The 19,590-nt window shown below is 36.9% G+C and carries 15 protein-coding genes and 1 rRNA gene; 6 read left to right on the plus strand and 10 right to left on the minus strand.

From position 1 onward, the window contains the following. Positions 1-144: 144 nt before the first annotated feature. Positions 145-786 (plus strand): Crp/Fnr family transcriptional regulator, encoded by a 642-nt coding sequence (locus tag EZ456_RS17815; RefSeq protein ID WP_131532466.1) that lies wholly within the window; start codon positions 145-147, stop codon positions 784-786. A 103-nt stretch (positions 787-889) separates the two neighbouring features. Here the strand turns inward: EZ456_RS17815 and EZ456_RS17820 are convergent, their stop codons facing one another. From EZ456_RS17820 to EZ456_RS17845, 6 genes are all read right to left on the minus strand, one after another. Continuing rightward, entirely contained in the window at positions 890-2,377 is a 1,488-nt protein-coding gene (locus tag EZ456_RS17820) for a redoxin domain-containing protein (protein WP_131532468.1), read from the minus strand. 4 nt (positions 2,378-2,381) lie between these two features. Further along, positions 2,382-3,503: a TlpA disulfide reductase family protein gene (locus EZ456_RS17825; protein ID WP_165501367.1), complete on the minus strand. Its 1,122-nt coding sequence runs from the start codon at positions 3,501-3,503 to the stop codon at positions 2,382-2,384. Positions 3,504-3,545: 42 nt separating this feature from the next. Next, positions 3,546-4,925 (minus strand): RagB/SusD family nutrient uptake outer membrane protein, encoded by a 1,380-nt coding sequence (locus EZ456_RS17830; protein ID WP_131532470.1) that lies wholly within the window; start codon positions 4,923-4,925, stop codon positions 3,546-3,548. Positions 4,926-4,936: 11 nt separating this feature from the next. Next, positions 4,937-8,320 carry a SusC/RagA family TonB-linked outer membrane protein gene (locus tag EZ456_RS17835; protein ID WP_131532472.1) on the minus strand — a complete coding sequence of 1,128 codons (3,384 nt, stop codon included), beginning with the start codon at positions 8,318-8,320 and terminating at the stop codon, positions 4,937-4,939. 181 nt (positions 8,321-8,501) lie between these two features. Further along, entirely contained in the window at positions 8,502-9,494 is a 993-nt protein-coding gene (locus tag EZ456_RS17840; protein WP_131532474.1) for a FecR family protein, read from the minus strand. 157 nt (positions 9,495-9,651) lie between these two features. Continuing rightward, the gene (locus EZ456_RS17845; protein WP_131532476.1) at positions 9,652-10,248 is read right to left on the minus strand and encodes an RNA polymerase sigma factor; all 597 of its coding nucleotides are present in this window, start codon (positions 10,246-10,248) and stop codon (positions 9,652-9,654) included. A gap of 355 nt (positions 10,249-10,603) precedes the next feature. On the opposite strand from EZ456_RS17845, the gene EZ456_RS17850 reads away from it, so the two are divergent. Beyond that, positions 10,604-11,470 (plus strand): AraC family transcriptional regulator, encoded by an 867-nt coding sequence (locus EZ456_RS17850; RefSeq protein ID WP_131532478.1) that lies wholly within the window; start codon positions 10,604-10,606, stop codon positions 11,468-11,470. A gap of 59 nt (positions 11,471-11,529) precedes the next feature. On the opposite strand, the gene EZ456_RS17855 is transcribed toward EZ456_RS17850, so the two are convergent. Next, on the minus strand, positions 11,530-12,180 hold the full coding sequence (locus EZ456_RS17855; protein WP_131532480.1) for an HD domain-containing protein: 651 nt from the start codon (positions 12,178-12,180) through the stop codon (positions 11,530-11,532). 186 nt (positions 12,181-12,366) lie between these two features. Then, on the minus strand, positions 12,367-13,335 hold the full coding sequence (locus EZ456_RS17860) for a phosphatidylinositol-specific phospholipase C (protein ID WP_131532482.1): 969 nt from the start codon (positions 13,333-13,335) through the stop codon (positions 12,367-12,369). 565 nt (positions 13,336-13,900) lie between these two features. Between EZ456_RS17860 and EZ456_RS25155 the strand changes: the two genes are divergently transcribed. From EZ456_RS25155 to EZ456_RS17875, 4 genes are all read left to right on the plus strand, one after another. Then, a complete protein-coding gene (locus EZ456_RS25155) occupies positions 13,901-14,068 on the plus strand; it encodes a hypothetical protein (RefSeq protein WP_165501368.1) in 168 nt (55 codons plus the stop codon). Between the two features lie 94 nt (positions 14,069-14,162). Continuing rightward, positions 14,163-15,347, plus strand: a complete 1,185-nt coding sequence (locus EZ456_RS17865) for a glycosyltransferase family 87 protein (protein ID WP_131532484.1) — start codon at positions 14,163-14,165, stop codon at positions 15,345-15,347. Then, positions 15,344-16,276 (plus strand): glycosyltransferase family 2 protein, encoded by a 933-nt coding sequence (locus tag EZ456_RS17870; RefSeq protein WP_131532486.1) that lies wholly within the window; start codon positions 15,344-15,346, stop codon positions 16,274-16,276. Before EZ456_RS17865 ends, EZ456_RS17870 begins: the two co-directional genes overlap by 4 nt. A gap of 1 nt (position 16,277) precedes the next feature. Continuing rightward, positions 16,278-17,060, plus strand: coding sequence for a polysaccharide deacetylase family protein (locus tag EZ456_RS17875; RefSeq protein WP_131532488.1), 783 nt, complete (start codon positions 16,278-16,280; stop codon positions 17,058-17,060). A gap of 17 nt (positions 17,061-17,077) precedes the next feature. On the opposite strand, the gene EZ456_RS17880 is transcribed toward EZ456_RS17875, so the two are convergent. Together EZ456_RS17880 and rrf are read right to left on the minus strand one after the other, a co-directional pair. Next, positions 17,078-18,844, minus strand: a complete 1,767-nt coding sequence (locus tag EZ456_RS17880; protein WP_165501369.1) for a S8 family serine peptidase — start codon at positions 18,842-18,844, stop codon at positions 17,078-17,080. 555 nt (positions 18,845-19,399) lie between these two features. Continuing rightward, positions 19,400-19,511, minus strand: a 5S ribosomal RNA gene (rrf, locus tag EZ456_RS17885). Between the last annotated feature and the right edge of the window lie 79 nt (positions 19,512-19,590).

Consider the following 19,590-nt stretch of genomic DNA (forward strand, 5'->3'; position numbering starts at 1 on the left):
GACGTATGGACTTACGGCAATTAACCTTCGCGGATTATTACTTATTTAAATGCAAGTTTTCAGATTATTTTGTATATTATGAAATAGCAAGATGATTATTTATCTTAAAAAGATCCCTTTTAAAAGCTAAAAGTTTATAACATTATGCTCAATTCTAACAACAACAGTTCTTTTGTACGGCCACTTATCCAGTATATGGAGCAATATCATAAGCTTTCCAGTAGCCTTATTGCACAGTACGAAAAACATTGCTCATTGGTCATAGTCAGAAAGAATAAATACATTGTTTCCCCTGTTGATAGTAATGCAGCACTTTACTTTGTAAAAAGTGGCATTGTTCGTGGTTTTATAAAAGATGGCGCCAAAGATATTACCACCTGGTTTTGTTTTGGGAATAATATTGTAGGAGCCATTCGTCACCCTGATTTACAAGCTAACCACTCTGTAGAATATTTACAGGCACTAGAAGATTGCGAGCTGATCCGCATTCCTTATACGTTAATCGACTATGCGTATTCCCATTTCGAAGAAGCCAACATTATCGGGCGAAAACTGTTAGCGGTACACTACTATGCTGCATCCGAGAGATCTATACTGGCTAGAATACCCAATGCCTTAAGACGGTACCAAAATTTAGCAGAGAGCAGAAAAGTAGATTTGAACAAAATACCGCTTCGCTATCTGGCAAGCTATTTAGGAATGAGATTAGAAACCTTAAGCAGGATCAAAAAGAAAGTACTGCATAAAACCGAAAATCGTGGCGTTCCAGTATCAATAGAAGATTAGTGCATTAAACCCCTCAATTTAGTTTGGAATAAAAATCCTTCAAAAAACAAACCCCGTACAGTTATTTGTACAGGGTTAAAAATTCTAGTAAAACAAGAAGGGTTTAACCTTTTTTAATCATATCAATCATCATCGATATTTCATCTACTGCAGCTTCATTGCTACCATCAAAACCCATCAGGTTAAATCTGATGTTCCCTGCAGGATCGATCACAAATTTTGAAGGAATTCCCGACACTTTGTAATCGGTAACCACCTTGTTAACTTTCGAATCAGGATCTTTCGTATCCATTAACACCTCGAAACTATATTTCTGCGATTTAATGTAATCACTCGCATCTCGAGTTGGCGTAGCTGTTTTCTCCCAGGTATGAATAAACAAAAATTTCACGTTTGGATCTTCTTTATATTTATTAACGGCCATTTGCATTGCAGGGAAAGAAGCCTTACATGGCCCACACCAGGTAGCCCAAAAATCGAGGATTACCACCTTACCCTTTAAACTGCTTAGTGTAACTTTCTTACCTTCAATATCGGTTAATGTAAAATCTACAGCTGGTTTATTGATGATTTCTTTATTGAGTTTTTGCTGTAGATTGGCCAGAATCCCTTTTCTGATTTCAGCAGCATATGCATCGAAGCCTGCATCACTTCCCTTTACTTTGATATAAAGTGTTTTAAAGGCACTACTCATTTCATCATTAGCCTTCCCCGATTTTACGGCCTCTTCCAATTTAGTATAAGCCTCTTTGCTTCTATTCAATGCCATTAATATTTTGGCGTATTGAAAATTCGATCTCGGAGAAGCAGTTTTTGGATTTTTAGCTGCTAAATCGGCATAAATAAGTGCTTCATTATACTTTTTCTGTTCGAAAAGAATACCTGCATAAGTCATGGTTAAACCTGGGTAACCTGATGCGGCAAATTTGGATGAATTTTCGTCAGGTAATTTTCCATCATAATAAGTTTTAGCACTTTCCATGGCTTTTTTATAATATACAGCTGCATTTTTTAAATCGCCGGTTTTATAAAAAGCCTCCGCAACACCACCAAACCCGTTTCCTTTCCAAAAATCTACCTGAAGCTTGTTAATATACTCAATAGCCTTAGCCGCATTTTTTTCTTTGGCATATTCGGAAGCAATAGCCGATACCACATAATCATACACAATCAATTCTTCTCCAGAACCCGAAACCGGAAATTTCTTAATCCAGATTTTATAGGCATTTTCTTTGCCCTGTGCTGTTTTCTCGTCATAAATTTTGCTGGCTTCCTGCGCCCTCGCTCTCGAACCTTTAGGGAACTTTTGTAATTCTACCTGAACAAGCGAATCGGAAGCTTTTACATTTTTTAATCGATAATAGTAATTAATGGCCAGATCTACATCCTTTTCTTGATCGGCAGCTCCCAGCTTTTGTAAGTTGGCTACCAATAGTAACTTATCTGCAGGTTCCTTCGAAGCCAGCAATTTGTCTAGATAAATTCTGGTTGTATCTACTGGTTTGGTTTGTGCTTTTAAACCACTTATACTTCCTAAAATGATAATAGAAAGCAATCCTAACATTTTGTTACTGATATTTAATGTGCTCATGTGACTAATCTTTAAATAGGTTTGACAATGTGTTGTTCAATTCTTCTCCACGTAAATCTTTTGCAACCACTTTTCCATCCTTATCCAATAAAAAGCTAGCGGGAACCGATTTTACACCATACAATGCCGCAGCAGTATTCGACCAACCTTTAAGTTCAGAAACATGTTTCCATATTAAACCGTCGTCGTTAATTGCTTTTAGCCAGGCTTCTTTTTTACTGTCTAACGATACGCCTAAGATTTCGAAGCCTTTATCATGGTATTTTTTGTAGGCTGCCACTACATTAGGATTTTCTTTACGGCAGGGACCGCACCAGCTTGCCCAAAAATCTACTAAAACATATTTTCCACGAAGTGCAGAAAGTTTAAGTGGTTTTCCATCCACATCATTCATTACAAAATCCGGAGCCAGTTTTCCTGGAGCAGTTTTATTGGTTAATGCTAAACTGGCTTTAATGGCCTTCCCATAAAATGAAGCTTTAACCGCAGGACTAAATAACGCGTACATGGCTGTTGCTTGTTCCGGATAGGGATAATTAATAAAACGGTCTTCTACAATTGCAGCAACTGCTACCGAAGAGGCATGTGCCTCTACATAAGTTTTCACTGCCTTTTGATTGAGCACGTCAAGTGCTTTAAATTCATCATCAAATGGTTTTCGCTGTGCAGGGCTTAATGTAACTTTACCTTTTTGATTTGCACTATCTAAACGCCGGTAAATATCACCAGCTTTTGAAGTTATCACTTTCCATGGTCCATTATAAAAACCAAAATAAATATCGGTTTCTGGCGAACCGATCACTTTGGCCATAAACAACGAATCCTTGTCGCCAACTATTGAGATTTCTTTATTTTCTAAAAGGAAGTTTTTTTGTTGCTTACCGCCCTTAAGCTTTAAGGCATACATTTTAACCTCGGGTACTGTGCCGCTGAAGGTGAAGCCACCATTGGTAATTTTGGTAGAATCTTTAATTTCTTTATCGCCAATATTATGCAACAAATAAATCATGCCACTGTCGGTCCCTTTTATTTTACCGGTAAGTTTATATCCCTTTTGTGGGGCAAAGGCTGTTGCGCCGAAAAGCATTATGCAGGCCACAACCGATAATTTTATTATCTTTTTCATAAAAATGATATAGTTAGGGGAGCCCGTGCAGGCTCCCAATAGTTAATTTTGGTAACCTGGATTCTGCGTTAACGAAGGATTAACAATAATCTGCGCCTGTGGTATTGGAAATAAGACTGAAGTTGATTTCCAGGTTGGTTTTAAGGCACTGATTACTGTAGCTGCACGATTAGTACGTTTTAAATCGAACCAACGGTGGCCCCACTCGCCAAAAAACTCTACTTTTCTTTCTTGCTCTACAGCAGTTAACATCTGTGCTTGTGTTAAAATAGCACTCACACCACCTAGGCCAGCTCTGGTTCTAACCATATCGATATCTGTTTTAGCACCCGACACATTATTTTGTTGTGCACGGGCCTCAGCACGGATCAGGTATTGTTCTGCAAATCTTAGCGCAACGTTATACTCATTTCCGGTACCTGTTCCTATTTTATACTTGCTGATACCATAATAAGTTTTTCCTCCAATTGTTTTTGCAACTGTCCAATTGGTACGGCGTAGATCAGTTGTACTTTCAAAACTTTGATAAGTTGCATCTGCCAGGGTGTAATTTGGAATTACATTCGCTAATGTTACATATGCCGCCCCAGGCACAGAGATACCCGGGATATTGCCAATCTGCCAGATAATTTCATTACTGGAATTGATAAAAGCTACCTCAGGCGCAGGCAATGTATATACAGCTGAATTTATAACTTGTGTAGCCTGTGCTTCTGCATTAACATAATCTTTTTGGTAGAGGTATACCCGGGCCAAAAGTGCTGTTACAGCATACTTATTTACCCTACCTCTAAATGTACCAACATAAGCAGTAGGCAATAGACTTTGTGCTTCAGTTAAATCTTTGATAATCTGGGCATAAACTCCGGCAGTTGAGCTACGTGGCAATACAGCATTTTCGAAAGCAGAATAATCATCCTTCAAGGGCAATGGCACGTCTCCATAAAGATTAACCAGATGGAAGTAAGCATAAGCTCTCATAAATTTCGCTTCACCCAAAAGCTGGTTTTTTACCGATGGAGTTAAGGTTGTAGAAGCACTAAGTCCACTTATGGCATTATTGGCATTTTTTATCAATTGATAGGTGGTTCCCCATATCGTATTTGCAGTGCCGTTGGTATTGGCAATTGAATTGTTTGCAAACTCCTGAACCAAGGCATCGCTGGAATTGTATTGCAGTTCATCGCTAGAAACGCCGGAATAAAAAGTGAGGGAGGTGATCAGGCCGTTAGTAGCCTGCGAAGAAAATGAATATAGCCCCATAACCACACTTTGTGCTGCTGCATCTGTTTTAAAAGAATCTTCGAATAATACCTGAGTTGGCGGTGCACCAAGTTCGACAAATTTTTTACACGATGAAGCGGTTAGGACCGTTATAGTGATCAATGTTTTATAAAAGATATTTTTATATGTTTTTTTCATGATTGTTTTGATTAAAATGAACAGTTAACACCAAATACAATGGTTCTTAACGGAGGTAATACCTGTCCGATAGTACCGGTTCCCAAGCCAGTAGGTCCACCTTGAACAGTTGTTTCTGTATCCAAAATATACTTGTTCTTTGCCCAGGTGTAGAGGTTCTGGCCTTGAAGAAATACGCTACAGCTAGATATTTTAATTTGCTTTAGCCATTCTGTCGGCAAACTATATGATAAGTTTACGGATCTGAGTTTTAAATATGAGGCGTCTCCGTAAACGGCATCAGATGAGGTATAGTTGTTGTAAGAAGTAGCTATTGCTGATCCTGCTGTTGCCGAAGAGCCTGGGATATCCGAATTGTTGTTTGTAGGTGTCCATCTGCCTAACCAATAATCATTTTGGTTAGTAAGTGCACCAGGACGCGTGTTCACAATCTTTGTTACCCCAAAACGATGGTTGAACTGGAAGAATATACCAAGTTCGAAATTTTTATAAGTGAAGGTGTTATTAAAACCTCCAAAGAAAGGTGTTCCCAGATCTGCAATGTATCGGTCGTTTGAATTGATTATGCCGTTACCATCTTTGTCTTCGTATATTGCTGTCCCGTTTGTGGGGTTAACACCAAGATAATGGTAAAGACGGATGAGGTTGATAGATTGGCCGACAACATAAGAAGAAGCATAAGATGATTTGTCAAGGTTTGGAAAATCCGTAATCTTATTATCGGTAAAAGTAAAGTTTGCCGAGGTTTTCCATGAGAAATCTTTTGTGATCACATTTGTAGTGTTCAGTTCAAGTTCCAGTCCCTTGTTCTGGATGGTGGCGGGCAGATTTAGTGTATAACTACTATATCCACTCTGACTGCCTAATGCATTCAGAGTAATCTGATCCGAAGACCTGTTTCTATAATAATTTGCTGTAAAAGAAATGCGGTCTTTTAAGAAACCTAGGTCAATAGCAAATTCTAGTTTTTTGGTGGTTTCCCATTGGATGAATTCGTTAGGAAGAACATTTACGTTTGTTGCAGCATTACCAAGATAAGCGGTTGCTGAAGAATATAAAGGCAGATAAAGGTAATTGGAAATCTGATCATTTCCTGTTGTTCCAAAGCTTCCCCTTAACTTTCCAAAACTTAGAAAAGAGAGGTTGTCCTTTACAAAATTTTCATTTGAAAATACCCATCCTGCACCAATTGCACCAAAATTACCAAAACGGTTCTTAGGGCCAAATCTTGATGAACCATCCCTTCTAAAGGTGGCATTAAAAAGATATTTTTCCTGCAAATTGTAATTTAGTTTTGCAAAAACTGCATCATATTTATACTTCACGATGTTATTGTATATCACTGTTGTGGTACCCGCTGCACCAAGTGTACCCAACAATGACTCATTGCTGTAATTTGTTCCGAAAAGATAAAGTCCATTTGATGTGTTTTGCTGGAAACTCGTTCCGATAAGTGCAGTCAGTGTTCCGTCTCCAATAGGCTTAACATAATCTAGAGTAGGTTCGATAATCCAGTTCTGCGCATTGAGATTGGTGAAATTTGCAGAGCTTGTAGGGCTGTTCGCAGGATTTTGAGATGATGCAGGATTTGTAGAGGTCTGATCCAGCCTGGTACTGGTATAACCAAAATTGGCTTTAGCAGTTAAACCTGGTAAAATGACATATTTAATATTGGCATTGGCAATTAAGTTATTGGTTACGCCATTATACCTCTTTAATAAACTCGCCAGTGGATTGGTAAAACCAGTAGCCCAAAATAATTTGCCGGCAGCATCGTAAAGTGGGAGGTTGGGGGGCAGATTGTAAACCGATGACAGATCAGAAGTTGGGATATTGGTATTGTCGTTGGAATAGCTGGCAGAAAGTGAGACAGTGAATTTTTTATTTAATGAACTATGGTCTAGGTTCAGTCTTGAAGAAAATCTTTTAGCACTATTGTCGCCCAAAAAAACGGTACTCTCTCTACGGTAGGCAGAATTGAAGAAAAAACGAGTCTGCTCGTTACCACCAGACATTGAAGCCTGAATTTCATTAACATGGCCCCTGTTTCCAATAAACATTTTCTGGAAATCTGTTGAACTATTTTGATCCCAAGCAGTTAAATCTGGAGCATTATTGGTATTCGGTGTAACGCCGTCATTTTTGAATGCTTCTGTTCTTAATGCCAGGTATTGCTGAAGATCGAGCACAGGGATAAATTGATTGACTTCAGTAAAGCCTGTATTAAGGTTAAGCCCAATTTTTACACGGCCTGATTTTCCCTTCTTAGTTGTGATCAAAACGACACCATTGGCACCTCTGGATCCGTAAATCGAAGTCGCATCTGCATCTTTCAGAATGTCTATACGCTCGATGTCTGATGGATTGATCATACTGAAGGGACTTAATCCGCCACTGGCCCCCGAAGTTCCGAAAGCATTTAAATTATCTGTTGCGGGCTGACCTCCATTGAAATTGGTAAAAGGAACCCCATCAATTACATATAATGGAATTCCTCCCTGCAATAGTGAATTTTGCCCTCTGATCTGCACCTGGATTGCTCCACCCGGAACACCATTGTTCTGGGCAATCAATACGCCCGACATCCTGCCGGATAGTGCTGCCAAGGGATTTCCAACTGGTTGCTTTTCGATTTCTTTCGCTGTAATAGATGCAATAGAGCCTGTACTCGTTTTTCTGGTTGTAGTTCCATAACCAATAATCTGTACTTCATTTAGGCTACCAACTGAAGGTTTCATTACAATTTTGTACGAATTTTCTGAGCCAATAACCTGTTCTGCATTCTGATAGCCAATACAAGTAAAAAGCAGCACTTTCGTTCCCTCATCCGGAAGGTTAATTCCAAACTGGCCGTTTCTATCGGTCGCTGTACTTACCTTATTACTTTGTTTCAGCATTATTGAAACCCCTGGGATGGGAACTCCATCCTCATCTACCACAATACCAGAAATCCTGATGTCAACAGGCAAAGCTTTAACTTCTGGCTTTATCGAAGAAATTAAAATCCTGTTATTTAACTGCGTTATTTTAAAATGTTTGGAGTTAAACAGCACATCAAGCAGTTCCTGAACCGTACGTTTTTGTACCGGGATATTTATTTCCTTTAGTTCTTTAAGATCGGTATTTCTATAAATGAAAATAAAAGGTGTTTGCTTTTGAATTTTTTCAATAGCAGAGAATACACTCTCATGATTTAATCCAATTATAACTTCTGTATTGGAGATCGATTGACCCTTGGTATTAGAAGCAAAGATTAATGAAGAGGTGGCAAAGGTTATTATAGCTAATACAAAGCTTAAACGCATAATCTGACGAATTAGATATCGTGATTTTTTAGAAGCGAAAAATTTCTTACAGGGATTCCCGCTCTCTGCTGATTGTGCAGAAAATTTCATAATTTTAAATGTTTTAAATGATGCCTAAATTGTTTAATACAGGCTGTTCCAATTCCAGCTGGAACAGTGCAAATTTTATCTCTCTGTCTTGCAAGGACAGGGAGATTTTTTCATCAAATGTGGAAATAATAGAGTTCTTTCATGTAGTTTGGTTTGTTTGGTTTTGGTTGATATTGATTATTTAATTATTGCAATCCTTACCCGAAATAAAAATCTCGTTGGCTTTGGTTACATATACTGCATTATTAAAGGAAGTTATGACCTGCAAAATCTCATCTAAACTTTCTCCTTTCTGAAAAGTTGTGGTAAAGCGGCAGTTTTTACCGCTATCATCAACAAAAGTAATTTTGGTCCCGAAGCGTTTAGCTAATACCTCAATGGCATCTTTCATGGTAATATCTTCAAAGAAAATATCTTTTGCCTGCCAGTCTACAACTTCCTGCGATATCACTTTGGTCTGGCTTGGCATTTTTCTTTTCTCATCAAAGGTTAGCTGTTGATTAGGTGTAAGTACCCCTAAAAGCTTTTGATGATCTTGCACACTTACTTTTCCACGGGTTACCGTTATCACAACTTTTTGCCCCTCAATAGCTTTAATATTGAAAGCAGTACCTAAAACTGTTGTTTTAACTTTCCCTGCATAAACAATAAAGGGCTTAGCGGGATTATGAACAATATCAAAATATCCTTCCCCTTTAAGTGTTACTTCTCTGGTATTTCCATCAAAATGTTGGGGATACAGCAAAACTGCACCATTGTTTAATATCACTGTACTCCCATCTGGCAATACTATTTTTTTATGCTCCGTTTCTGCTACTACATTAACAACTGCTACATTGGCTTTAGCAGTTATTTTTTGCGTTGCAGGCTTTAAAAAATAAAAAGTAGAAAAACCTGCAATCAATAATACAGCAGCCCAACCTATCCAGGCAAAATTTAATTTAAACGACTTTTTTTCTTCCTCGTCAACAATTTCACTAAAAATTTTATTGGCCTTACTTTCTGCTATAGTTTCTTCAGATTGAAATAAATCCCAATCCTTTTCCATGAGGCGTTTTTCAAATTCAACATTGCTTGAGGCGTTAAGATGATTAAATAAAACGCTCTTTTCTTCTTCGGATATAGTATTTTGAGCATACTTCTCCAGAAGTTCACTTATTTCTTCATTTTTCATACAAATGGCGATATAGAAAAGATATTATTTTGTTCGTTTTAATAGTTGACGTTTGTAAAGCACAAAAAGGGGTAGTCAAAAAATATTTTTTTTTGAATATTTTTAAATTTCAGCCGTATTTTAAAAGAAAACCGTTCTAAAACAGGAATAGATTATATTATTTTAGCAATCCAATGAAAACGAAAGAGATGAGTGGTATCGTATTATTTTCGCCAACCAAGGTCCGCAATGTTTTTAAGGCTTCTCTTAAGTGGACCTTAACGGTAGAGGGGGCAATATGGAGTATTTCTGCAACTTCTTTCTGCTTCATCCCTTCAATATGGCACATACGGTAAACCAATCCCTGTTGCTTGGGTAGCTTATCTAATAACTGATCTACATAGGTCTGTGCATCTTTCCGCATAATCTCATCTTCGGTTCCTGTGTCGCGTTCAGTCCACATAACCTTACTTAAATCTGATGTTTTGTTTTCGGTAGCAATAGCCCTAAGCGAGTCTAGTGTAAGGTTAACAGCAATCCTTCTAATGTAGCCTCCAAAGTTTCCAACTTCGTTAAGACCATCTCTTTTTAACCATATTTTAAGGAAGGTTTCCTGAACCACTTCTTCAGCCCTTTCTTTAGATTTCAAGTAGCGGTTGGAATAAGAAAAAACTTTATTTTTATAAGCATCAAAGATCAAGCGAAAGGCCTGTTGATCGCCAACAGCAATTTTGAGCATTAAATCTCGTTCCTCTCCCAATTCCTTATTTTGCATATACTAATATAATATTTCCAAAGCAGGTTTCCTTGCTTGATTAAGCATTTTAGCCCGTAAAAACCCTTTTAATTTAATAGATTGAAGTTGGATTTAGAAAGAACCTATTTTATGTTAAAAAATCAGTCCACAATCTACAATTGCTGCAAATCATGTTTTCTCTCAAAATCTATATTTTTTGGTAAGGCTACAAAAAAATCCCACTATTATTTCTAATTCTTCTATAATTTGACAATAAAAATCTTCAAACACTCAAAATATGATCGTTCACTCCAAAAATAAATCAAGAATTAAAAATAATCATTCAAATGTTTGAAAATATTCAGTCAAAAAAGACTTTAGTATATTTGATGGTATGAAAGCTATTATTAATATAAAGCTGGAAAAAGAGCTAAAAGATTCCTTTTCGATTACCTATTTTAAGGATAGTTTTAGCGTTGAGCAATCTGCACAAGGTGCATACCGATTAACCTACAACCGGATTATATTAATCACGAACGGATCGGGAGAAATCTACATTGATGACCAGGTTTTTCAAATTACCGATCACGAAATCTTTTTAATAGCAAAAGGACAGATTATTAATTTTAATGAGGGTACCATATTTTCTGGTTTTGAACTGAGTTTTGGAGATTGTTTTTGGGAACGGAGCCCGTCAAGTGCAAATAACTGCAAGGCTGTATTATTCAATAATGCAGCAAACAATCAGTGGTTATCCTTAACGTTAAACGATCATACTCAATTAAGTGTACTTTTTAAAAGTTTATACATCGAATTTTCGTCGGCAGATTATGTTAATAAGCTAGATGCCATGGCAGCCTATTTAAAAATCATCATGATTAAAATTGCGAATGTAAATGCAGCATTAGCACCGGGGATTGATAGTTACGAAAATAAGCTTTATAGAAATTTTATCGAATTGATCAGTCAGCATTACCAAAGCTCACATGAGGTTGGGGATTATGCCGATTTGATGGGTATATCTGCAAGAAAATTAACCGAGCTTTCTAAAAAATGTAGTGGCAAAGGCGCTAAAGATTTAATAAACGGTCAACTTATAGCCGAAGCCAAACGTGGTTTACAATTTTCGTCGAAACCAGTTAAAGAGATTGCCTATCAACTTAATTTTAGTTCACCAGATCAGTTCAGTCATTTTTTTAAAAAGAATACGGCCATTTCACCTCAAGATTATAGAATGCTCTTTGTAAACATTGGTGTTTAATTTTCCAAAAAAATGGTAAGCGTGGATAATATCACAACACCTACCATTTTAAAAGAATGTTATTCACTCCATGGAGAATGTAATATACAATCGCAAAAGTTTTTACGGTAAAAATTAGGGATCATGTAGGCACATACATCTGCTTTGATGTTCCCAAATGTGGTTTCCGTTTTATGCTCAAAGCCACTAAAAAATGTTGGAATAATCTTTTTCTTAAAATCATTGCGAGGAAAGGCCTCAACAATAGCTAAGCGATCTGCTTCAGCAAGGTTTTCATAGCCCTCGCCCATCACATCCAGCCCCACACCACTATACATTAATGCTACTTCATTTTCTTTATGTTCGGCAATGCCAATGGTAGTATGTAAAGCGATGGTATCCCACACCAATTGCAACGATTCTTTTGGCAGGCCATGACTTTTTAAGAAATCTCTGGCAGCATTTGCGCCATCAACCTCGAAACGGAGGTCTGCGCTGCTGTATTTTTTAGTCAGGCCCAAATCATGAAACACAGAACTTACGTATAGCAATTCCGGGTCATATTTAAGGCTGTTTCTTTTTCCCTTTAATGAGGAGAAAAGAAAAACACGCAGCGAGTGGTTGTAAATAAATTCTGTTCCATGCTCCAATAAAAGTTCAGTTGCCTGTTTGGCGATCGAACTATCGGGAATGGAGATTCCCGCAACTGATTTTGGTTTAATAACTAACATATTTTTAAAATTTATAGATCAAAGGTAGACCTATAAAAAAGCCCCAGAATGTTAAAAATGGATAAGCACATGTCAATTTATACAATGTAAAATAACATCGCCCTACATTTGTAAAAGATGCACTGTACTTTACAATACCGTGCATCTTTTTATATTATACTGAACCAATAAATCTATGCGTTAGGATTAGAAATTTGTATTAACGATTAATTGGCTTCTGTTCGAATCAACAAAATCAAGTGGAATAATCCCGAATTTACCATGGGTATTGTTGGTAAAAAACGTAGTGATTTTTGGATTGATGAAATTCGATACCGTAGTAATACTTGGGATACTGAATATACCTGCCTTATAACCGCTTGCATAGTTCAAATAAAGCCTGTTAGAAGCATCATTTTTTGCCTCGTTTAACAATGTTTCTACTTTTGTCCATTTGGTATTAACATCGTTAACATTGTAAAAATCCTGAACTTTTAAGTTTGCAGCGGCATTATTGATATCAAATGTGGTATTATCGGCCCAGGCCGTAGCATCGATTCCTTTTGGCGATGATCCAGAAAACCTTCTCAACAGTCTGATTTTTCCACGAATACTGCCCAGTGTTGGAATATTATTCCCCAAATCCCATTTAGCAGGATTTTGCTGAACATAAGCATCAAAAGTTTGCTCAAAGGACCTGGTATTGTTTGATGGCGTATGCTCTTCTTTCACACTCATAATAATGGTTTCGGTTGGATGGCTATTCAGGAAATTGATACTGGCATTTAGTACGTCATTAAAATTAAGGTTCTGATAAATTGCCCCGTGATGGATCGCGAAGGCATTATCAATGTGCCTACACCGGATGTCGAGATAACGGACACCCGCATTTAATTGATCGGTAATACTCAGGTTCTGGCACTTTGCAGTACCTGCAACCGGTTCTTGTGTTGCGCCAGAATCATGCGTACCAGGAATGGAAATGGCAGCGATACTGGTTTGGTCGGCTACTACACTCATCCAATTGTTTAATGAAAAGCTTAACAGTTGAGCATTTGGATTTGCCGAGCTTTTTAGATTGGGGTTTGAAAAGGTGTCTTTAGTCTGTTCTTCTTTTTTACAGGCACTAAAGGTTAGCACCAGGGCCACAAAAAGTGGCAGTTGTAATTTTCTCATAGTTTTTAGGAAGATTGATGATCTATTTGGTTCAGTATAATAAAGTTAGTAAAAGGTTTTACTAACTCGATATACTAAAAATAATTTCATAATTAATTAATATTGTTTAGGGATAATAGAGGTTGATCTATCTCGTATTGACGGACTGGCTTTAAACATCCCTGCCATCCTAAGAGACGCCATTGTGTGTTAAGTGGCAATAAAAACATAAAAAAGCCACGATGAGGTACGCCGTGGATTATATTAATCAACTAAACCTTATAAATACTAACCAAATATTTATGATCCAAAGGTAGAGTTAGCTTATTAATTTCAAATTAATTTAGCGTTAAATGCGAGAAAATTAACTCAATTTGTTCATCACTATACCAGCTAAGCAGTGTCTAAATTAAAAATCAAATACAAGGGCAATTCGCCCCTGCATTGATCGCGTTTGTCATCACTAAGCGACGTTTACTAGATATCCCTAATATCTGATCGAGCTGCAATGATAATTGCTTCTGTAAACAAATTAATTTAAACCGATCCAATGGGTGTCCAAAAGCATGAACGGCTAAAAAAACTAATGATCAACAATATAAACTACCACACTTATTTCAACAATAAAGAAATCTTTAAAACTCAGTACAACAAGGCCATTGGAAAATTGATGGGTTTTAAGATCGCTTTTGCCGGCATCGCTTCTTTCAAAAACTTTAGCCTCGTAGATTTAAAAACTGGCGAAAAATTCTAATAAATCTTTTGCTTTAAATCAAACTTTAAGGCCATTAAAAGAATAGTTTATTCAGCAAACTGTTAAAATAGTTATATTAGCAGCACTAATCATAATGAACACTTTCACAAAAACTAATCTGACTAAGCTATCCTCATTTCTTTTAAAAAAGCAATGTGTGATTGTCGTTTACTTTATATTAGCCATTATAGCTGGTTTTAAACAGTATCATCACCATTCTTACAACAATTACCTGATTTTTAAATATGTGTATTGGCATACTGTCGATCTGCAGAATCTGTACAATAATTACCCTGAATATCTCGATAGTAACCATTATGGTCCTGTGTTTTCAGTTTTTATTGCTCCTTTTGCATTATTGCCAGATGGTTTAGGTTGTATCCTTTGGAATATTGCCAATGTATCTATACTGCTCTGGGGAATTTACAGTCTCCCGATTTCCCATAATAAACGTACAATTATTGCCTGGATATGTGCACACGAAGCATTAACTGCACTCTTCAGTTTTCAGTTTAACATTGCCCTAACGGGATTAATATTGCTCAGTTTCTCTTATCTGATTAAAAAGAAAGAAGTACAATCGGCTTTTTTTATTGCCTTCGGCACATTGGTTAAACTTTACGGGATTGTTGGACTGGCATTTTTCTTCTTCGCCAAGAATAAGTTAAAATTTATCGTGGCTTGCTTTATCGCTTTCCTGGTACTATTTGCCTTACCCATGGTTATTTCATCACCGGCCTTCGTTATCCAATCTTATGCAGACTGGTATCATTCACTTGCCCATAAAAATGATTTAAATGCATCATTAACTTCATTTCAAGATATTTCTTTGATGGGAATTGTAAGAAGAACAACAGGAAATATAAATATTCCAAATGCACCATTTTTATTGGGTGGACTAATATTATTTGGTTTGCCATACTTAAGGATCAATCAATATAAACATCTAGGTTTTAGGTTAATGTTATTGGCATCAACACTTATTTTTACGGTTATATTTAGCAGTGGTTCAGAATCGCCAACTTATATTATTGCTTTCGCAGGCGTTGCTATTTGGTTTATGGTGCAGCAAAATCCAAAGAAAGGATGGATAACAACCTTGTTTATTTTTGCCTTCATATTAACCAGTCTATCGCCAACCGATATTTTCCCGAGGTCGGTTAAAGAATTTATTCGTCTATATTCGCTTAAAGCCCTACCTTGCGTGATCATTTGGCTAACCATAATTTACCAAATGATGAAAGAAGATTTTGAGTCTTATCTGATTGCCGATAAATGAATAAATTAGTTTCTATAGTAATCCCTGCTTACAACGAAGCCGATAATGTTTTTGTAATAGCCGAGAGTATTAAAAAAGTTTTTTCGACTATCAATTATGATTACGAAATTATCCTGGTTGATGATGGAAGTGCCGATCATACTCTCGAAAAAATAAAGGATTATGCCTCAACAGCAAATAATATATTTTTCCTCGAGTTTTCTAAAAACTTTGGCCACCAATTGGCGGTTAAAGCGGGCATGGACCATGCTTTTGGCGATTGTGTAATTTCTATGGATTGCGATATGCAACATCCTCCAGAATTGATTCCAGAAATGCTACAGAAATGGCAAGAAGGTTTTGAGGTGGTGTACACCATCCGGGAAGAAGATAAAAATTTATCAAAAGGAAAAAGAAGTTCATCAAACCTATTCTATAAAACCTTAAACTGGCTATCGGATATTGATCTCGAACCAGGTGCAGCCGATTTTCGCTTACTTGATCAAAAAGTTATTAGTGTTTTTAGGAATTTTCATGAAAACGAGCCCTTTTTACGTGGTTTGGTAAAGTGGCTCGGTTTTAAGCAGTTTGCCATTCGTTACAATCCTGCAGCACGTTTTTCGGGGAATAGTAAGTATACCTTTAAAAAGATGTTAAGGTTGGCGTTGCACGGCGTTACCTCTTTCAGTATAAAGCCGTTGTATTCGGCAGTTTATCTAGGGTTCATTCTGTCGTTTGCCTCTGTACTGTATATCCCTTACATTATTTACGCTTTTGTAAACCATGTAGAGGTATCTGGCTGGGCCTCTGTAATTATGACCATTGTATTTTTTGGAGGACTACAACTCATAATCTTAGGCATTATAGGCATTTACGTAGGTAAAATGTTTATGCAGTCTAAAAATCGTCCCAATTATATTATCCGTTCAACCAATATTCAGCAAAAATAAAATGGTACTGTTAAGTTTTGATATCGAAGAGTTTGATATGCCTTTCGAATATGGAAAAGATATTGTTTTCGAAGATCAGATTGCCATTTCGAGGGCAGGTACAATTGCCATTTTAGATATTTTGGATAAATACAAAGTAAAAGCTACCTTTTTTTGTACCGTTACTTTTGCCGAAAATATTCCTGATCTGATTAAACGGATTACCAAAACAGGGCACGAACTTGCCTCGCATGGTTATTATCATTCAGATTTTAAACCAGAACATCTTCTCCAATCGAAACTGAAGTTAGAAGAGCTTTCAGGTAAAGAAATTACGGGTTACCGGATGGCGAGAATGATGCCTGTTGACGAAAGCGAAATTGAAAAAGCCGGGTATACTTATAATACGTCCATTAATCCAACCTATTTGCCAGGGCGGTACAACAATTTTAACGTCTCTAGAACACACTTCATTAAAAATAACGTATTGCAGATTCCAGCTTCAGTAAGCCCATTGATTAGGTTTCCGTTATTTTGGCTGTCTTTTCACAATCTGCCTTTAGGCATTTACAAAACATTAGCCAGCTGGACATACAAAAAAGACAAGTACCTGAATATCTATTTCCACCCTTGGGAATTTACCGATTTAGAAGATTTTGATCGCTTTGGTTTCCCAGGTTATGTAAGAAAAAATACAGGCACAAAAATGGTAAAACGCATGGAAGAACTGATTTCGTGGATGAAGGCTAAAAATTATCCCTTTGGCACCTTTCAGGAATTTATCCGTACTATTTATGCAAACTGAAAATTGTCAACTGAAAACTATTTATATGTTTCAGCCAATTTTAAGGCATTGTAGGCATTAACAATACCTCCGCTAACACATATTTCACTAAAAAGCGAGCGGGTATTCTCGCCTTTTTCATTTTTATATTTCACCTTGTGTGCAACCTTCGAAACAGATTTCATGATAACCTCTCTTACCTGCGCTGGTTTTAAATCTGGGTAATAGCTTAAAATTAATGCCGCTAAGCCAGCCACAACAGGCGAGGCCATACTTGTTCCATCAGCCTCTTCATATTTGCTACCAGGAACGGTCGAGTTGATTAAAAATCCAGGGGCAAAAACATCTACGTTATATTTGCCATAATTAGAGAAATCGGCTTTCAGGTTATCATCATCTTTATAAGCACTTGCACCTACTTCGATCCAATTACTGGCATGGGGCAGATTAAACTTTGCTGAATCGATTGGCACAGGCTTTACTAATGTAGATCGGTCATAAGCTGGCCTCATGCCCATCCCGTTATTTTGCGCCATAGGCCTAGGTGGGGTAAAATCTGGCTTGCTAGGCTTCTTATTAGCTTCCTTATAAACTTCAGCCTCCTTACTATCAAAAAACTTATTAGGAAAATTCTCTTCGATATCATTATTCTGATTATCGTTTCCGGCTGCATGTACCAATAATACACCTTTAAGTTCTGCGTATTTTACTGCTGAGTCTACTGCTTTTTTATCCCACTTGTAGCTTTTACCAAAACTCATGTTAATTACTTTAGCACCATTATCTACCGCATATCTGATACCATTGGCTACATCTTTATCACGTTCATCTCCTGTTGGTACCACTCTAATGGCCATAATACTTACATTATTGGCTACACCCAAAATACCTATTGAATTCGTACGATCAGCGCCAATAATCCCTGATACGTGTGTACCGTGAAAAGCGTCGGGACCTTTTACATCATTGTTTCCATAATTTTTTTGGTAAGCATTACTGTAGTCATCTCCCACCAGTTCTGCACGCATATCATATTTAGGATTTAAGTTGTACTTCAGCATCGCATCGTATTGTTTGTACCCTTCCTTTATACTCTTATAAAACTTCTCAAAACTACCATCTTCCTTAGCCCCCTTTCTGATGATTGTTTTTACCTGCTCTTCAGTTTCATCATCAGCTTTATAACGATCTACGTCTTCTAAACTTGGGATTTCCTTTTTATTGATCTTGGCTACAGAATCTAACACTTTGTTAATGGCAATTAAAACAGAAAAAGTATTGCTGGCGTCTTCGTATTTCTTACCGAAATCGCCAACCATCTTTTTATATAGCTTAAACTCTTCCTTTTGTGTACTATCTAAAGGCGTTAAATTGGTTGTTGATTGATACTTTGGGGTATAAATTCTTAGTAAGCGAACCAATTCTAAATTATCGAACTCAAGATTACCTTTCTTAGAACCAATAAAATTCCAGCCATGGATATCGTCGATATAACCGTTTCCATCATCATCAATTCCATTTCCTGGGATCTCTTTTTTGTTCGTCCATAAAACACGCTGCAGGTCAGGGTGATTAGTATCGACTCCACCATCTATTACAGCTACTATGATATTCTGTTTAGGTTTTTTATCTTTTAACAGATCGCGGTAAGCTTTCTCCGTACTGATACCAAAATATCCATTCTCCAATAAATCGAGGTTAAACCAATTTGCAGGCAGCCGTACATTCTTACTTTGAGCAAAAACGTTAAAATTTACAAATAAAATAAAAGCAAGAAAAGTTAATTTCTTAAGATTCACATTCATCATCATAATATGTACGTAATACTACAATAATACGGTTTTATTACCTTGAGACTGAAAGATTTTACATTTTTTAACAAGAGTAAATTAATGATTTCTTTTAGGTTGATGTCTTTAACAACATTAGATTTTGCTATTTCCTATTACTAGCCGCCATTAATAAAAAATAGGACTTGGAGTTATAGGTATGCAAACAAAACTTAAAATCAGATTGTTTATTTTGAGGCTTTTGGAGCGCAATAGTTGTAATATGTAGCTTGGGTCCCGTCCTGCTGTACGTTTTACTTCGCCAATGAAGAATTGGCTTCGTGCCCACTTCCATCAGGGCTATGTGACAAGCTCCGGTATGCAAACTCTTAACTTTTCTTCAATCTTGGTTGAAATAAGCTCTATTATAATTCTTTTATCATTAAGGGATTGTGAGGACACTAAGAAGAATATACCCAATACCTTAACTATCTTCATTTCTTAATGGTAAGCAAACAAAGAATAGGCCAAACAGAATGCTTATAAACCAAGAAAACCCTTCAACATTTCTGCTGAAGGGTTTCTTTTAAGATTTGGCACCGACCTACTCTCCCACGTGTTACCGCAGTACCATCGGCTCTGGTGGGCTTAACTTCTCTGTTCGGAATGGGAAGAGGTGGACACCACCGATATAGGCACCTAAATGTTTTTATTTGAGCTGAAAGGATAAAGCTCAAAGCTTAAAGCTACTGTATTTCGCTTTAGTCTTTAGTCTTTTAGCT

The organism is Pedobacter psychrodurus (genome assembly GCF_004331735.1).
In the GTDB taxonomy this organism is placed as follows: domain Bacteria; phylum Bacteroidota; class Bacteroidia; order Sphingobacteriales; family Sphingobacteriaceae; genus Pedobacter; species Pedobacter psychrodurus.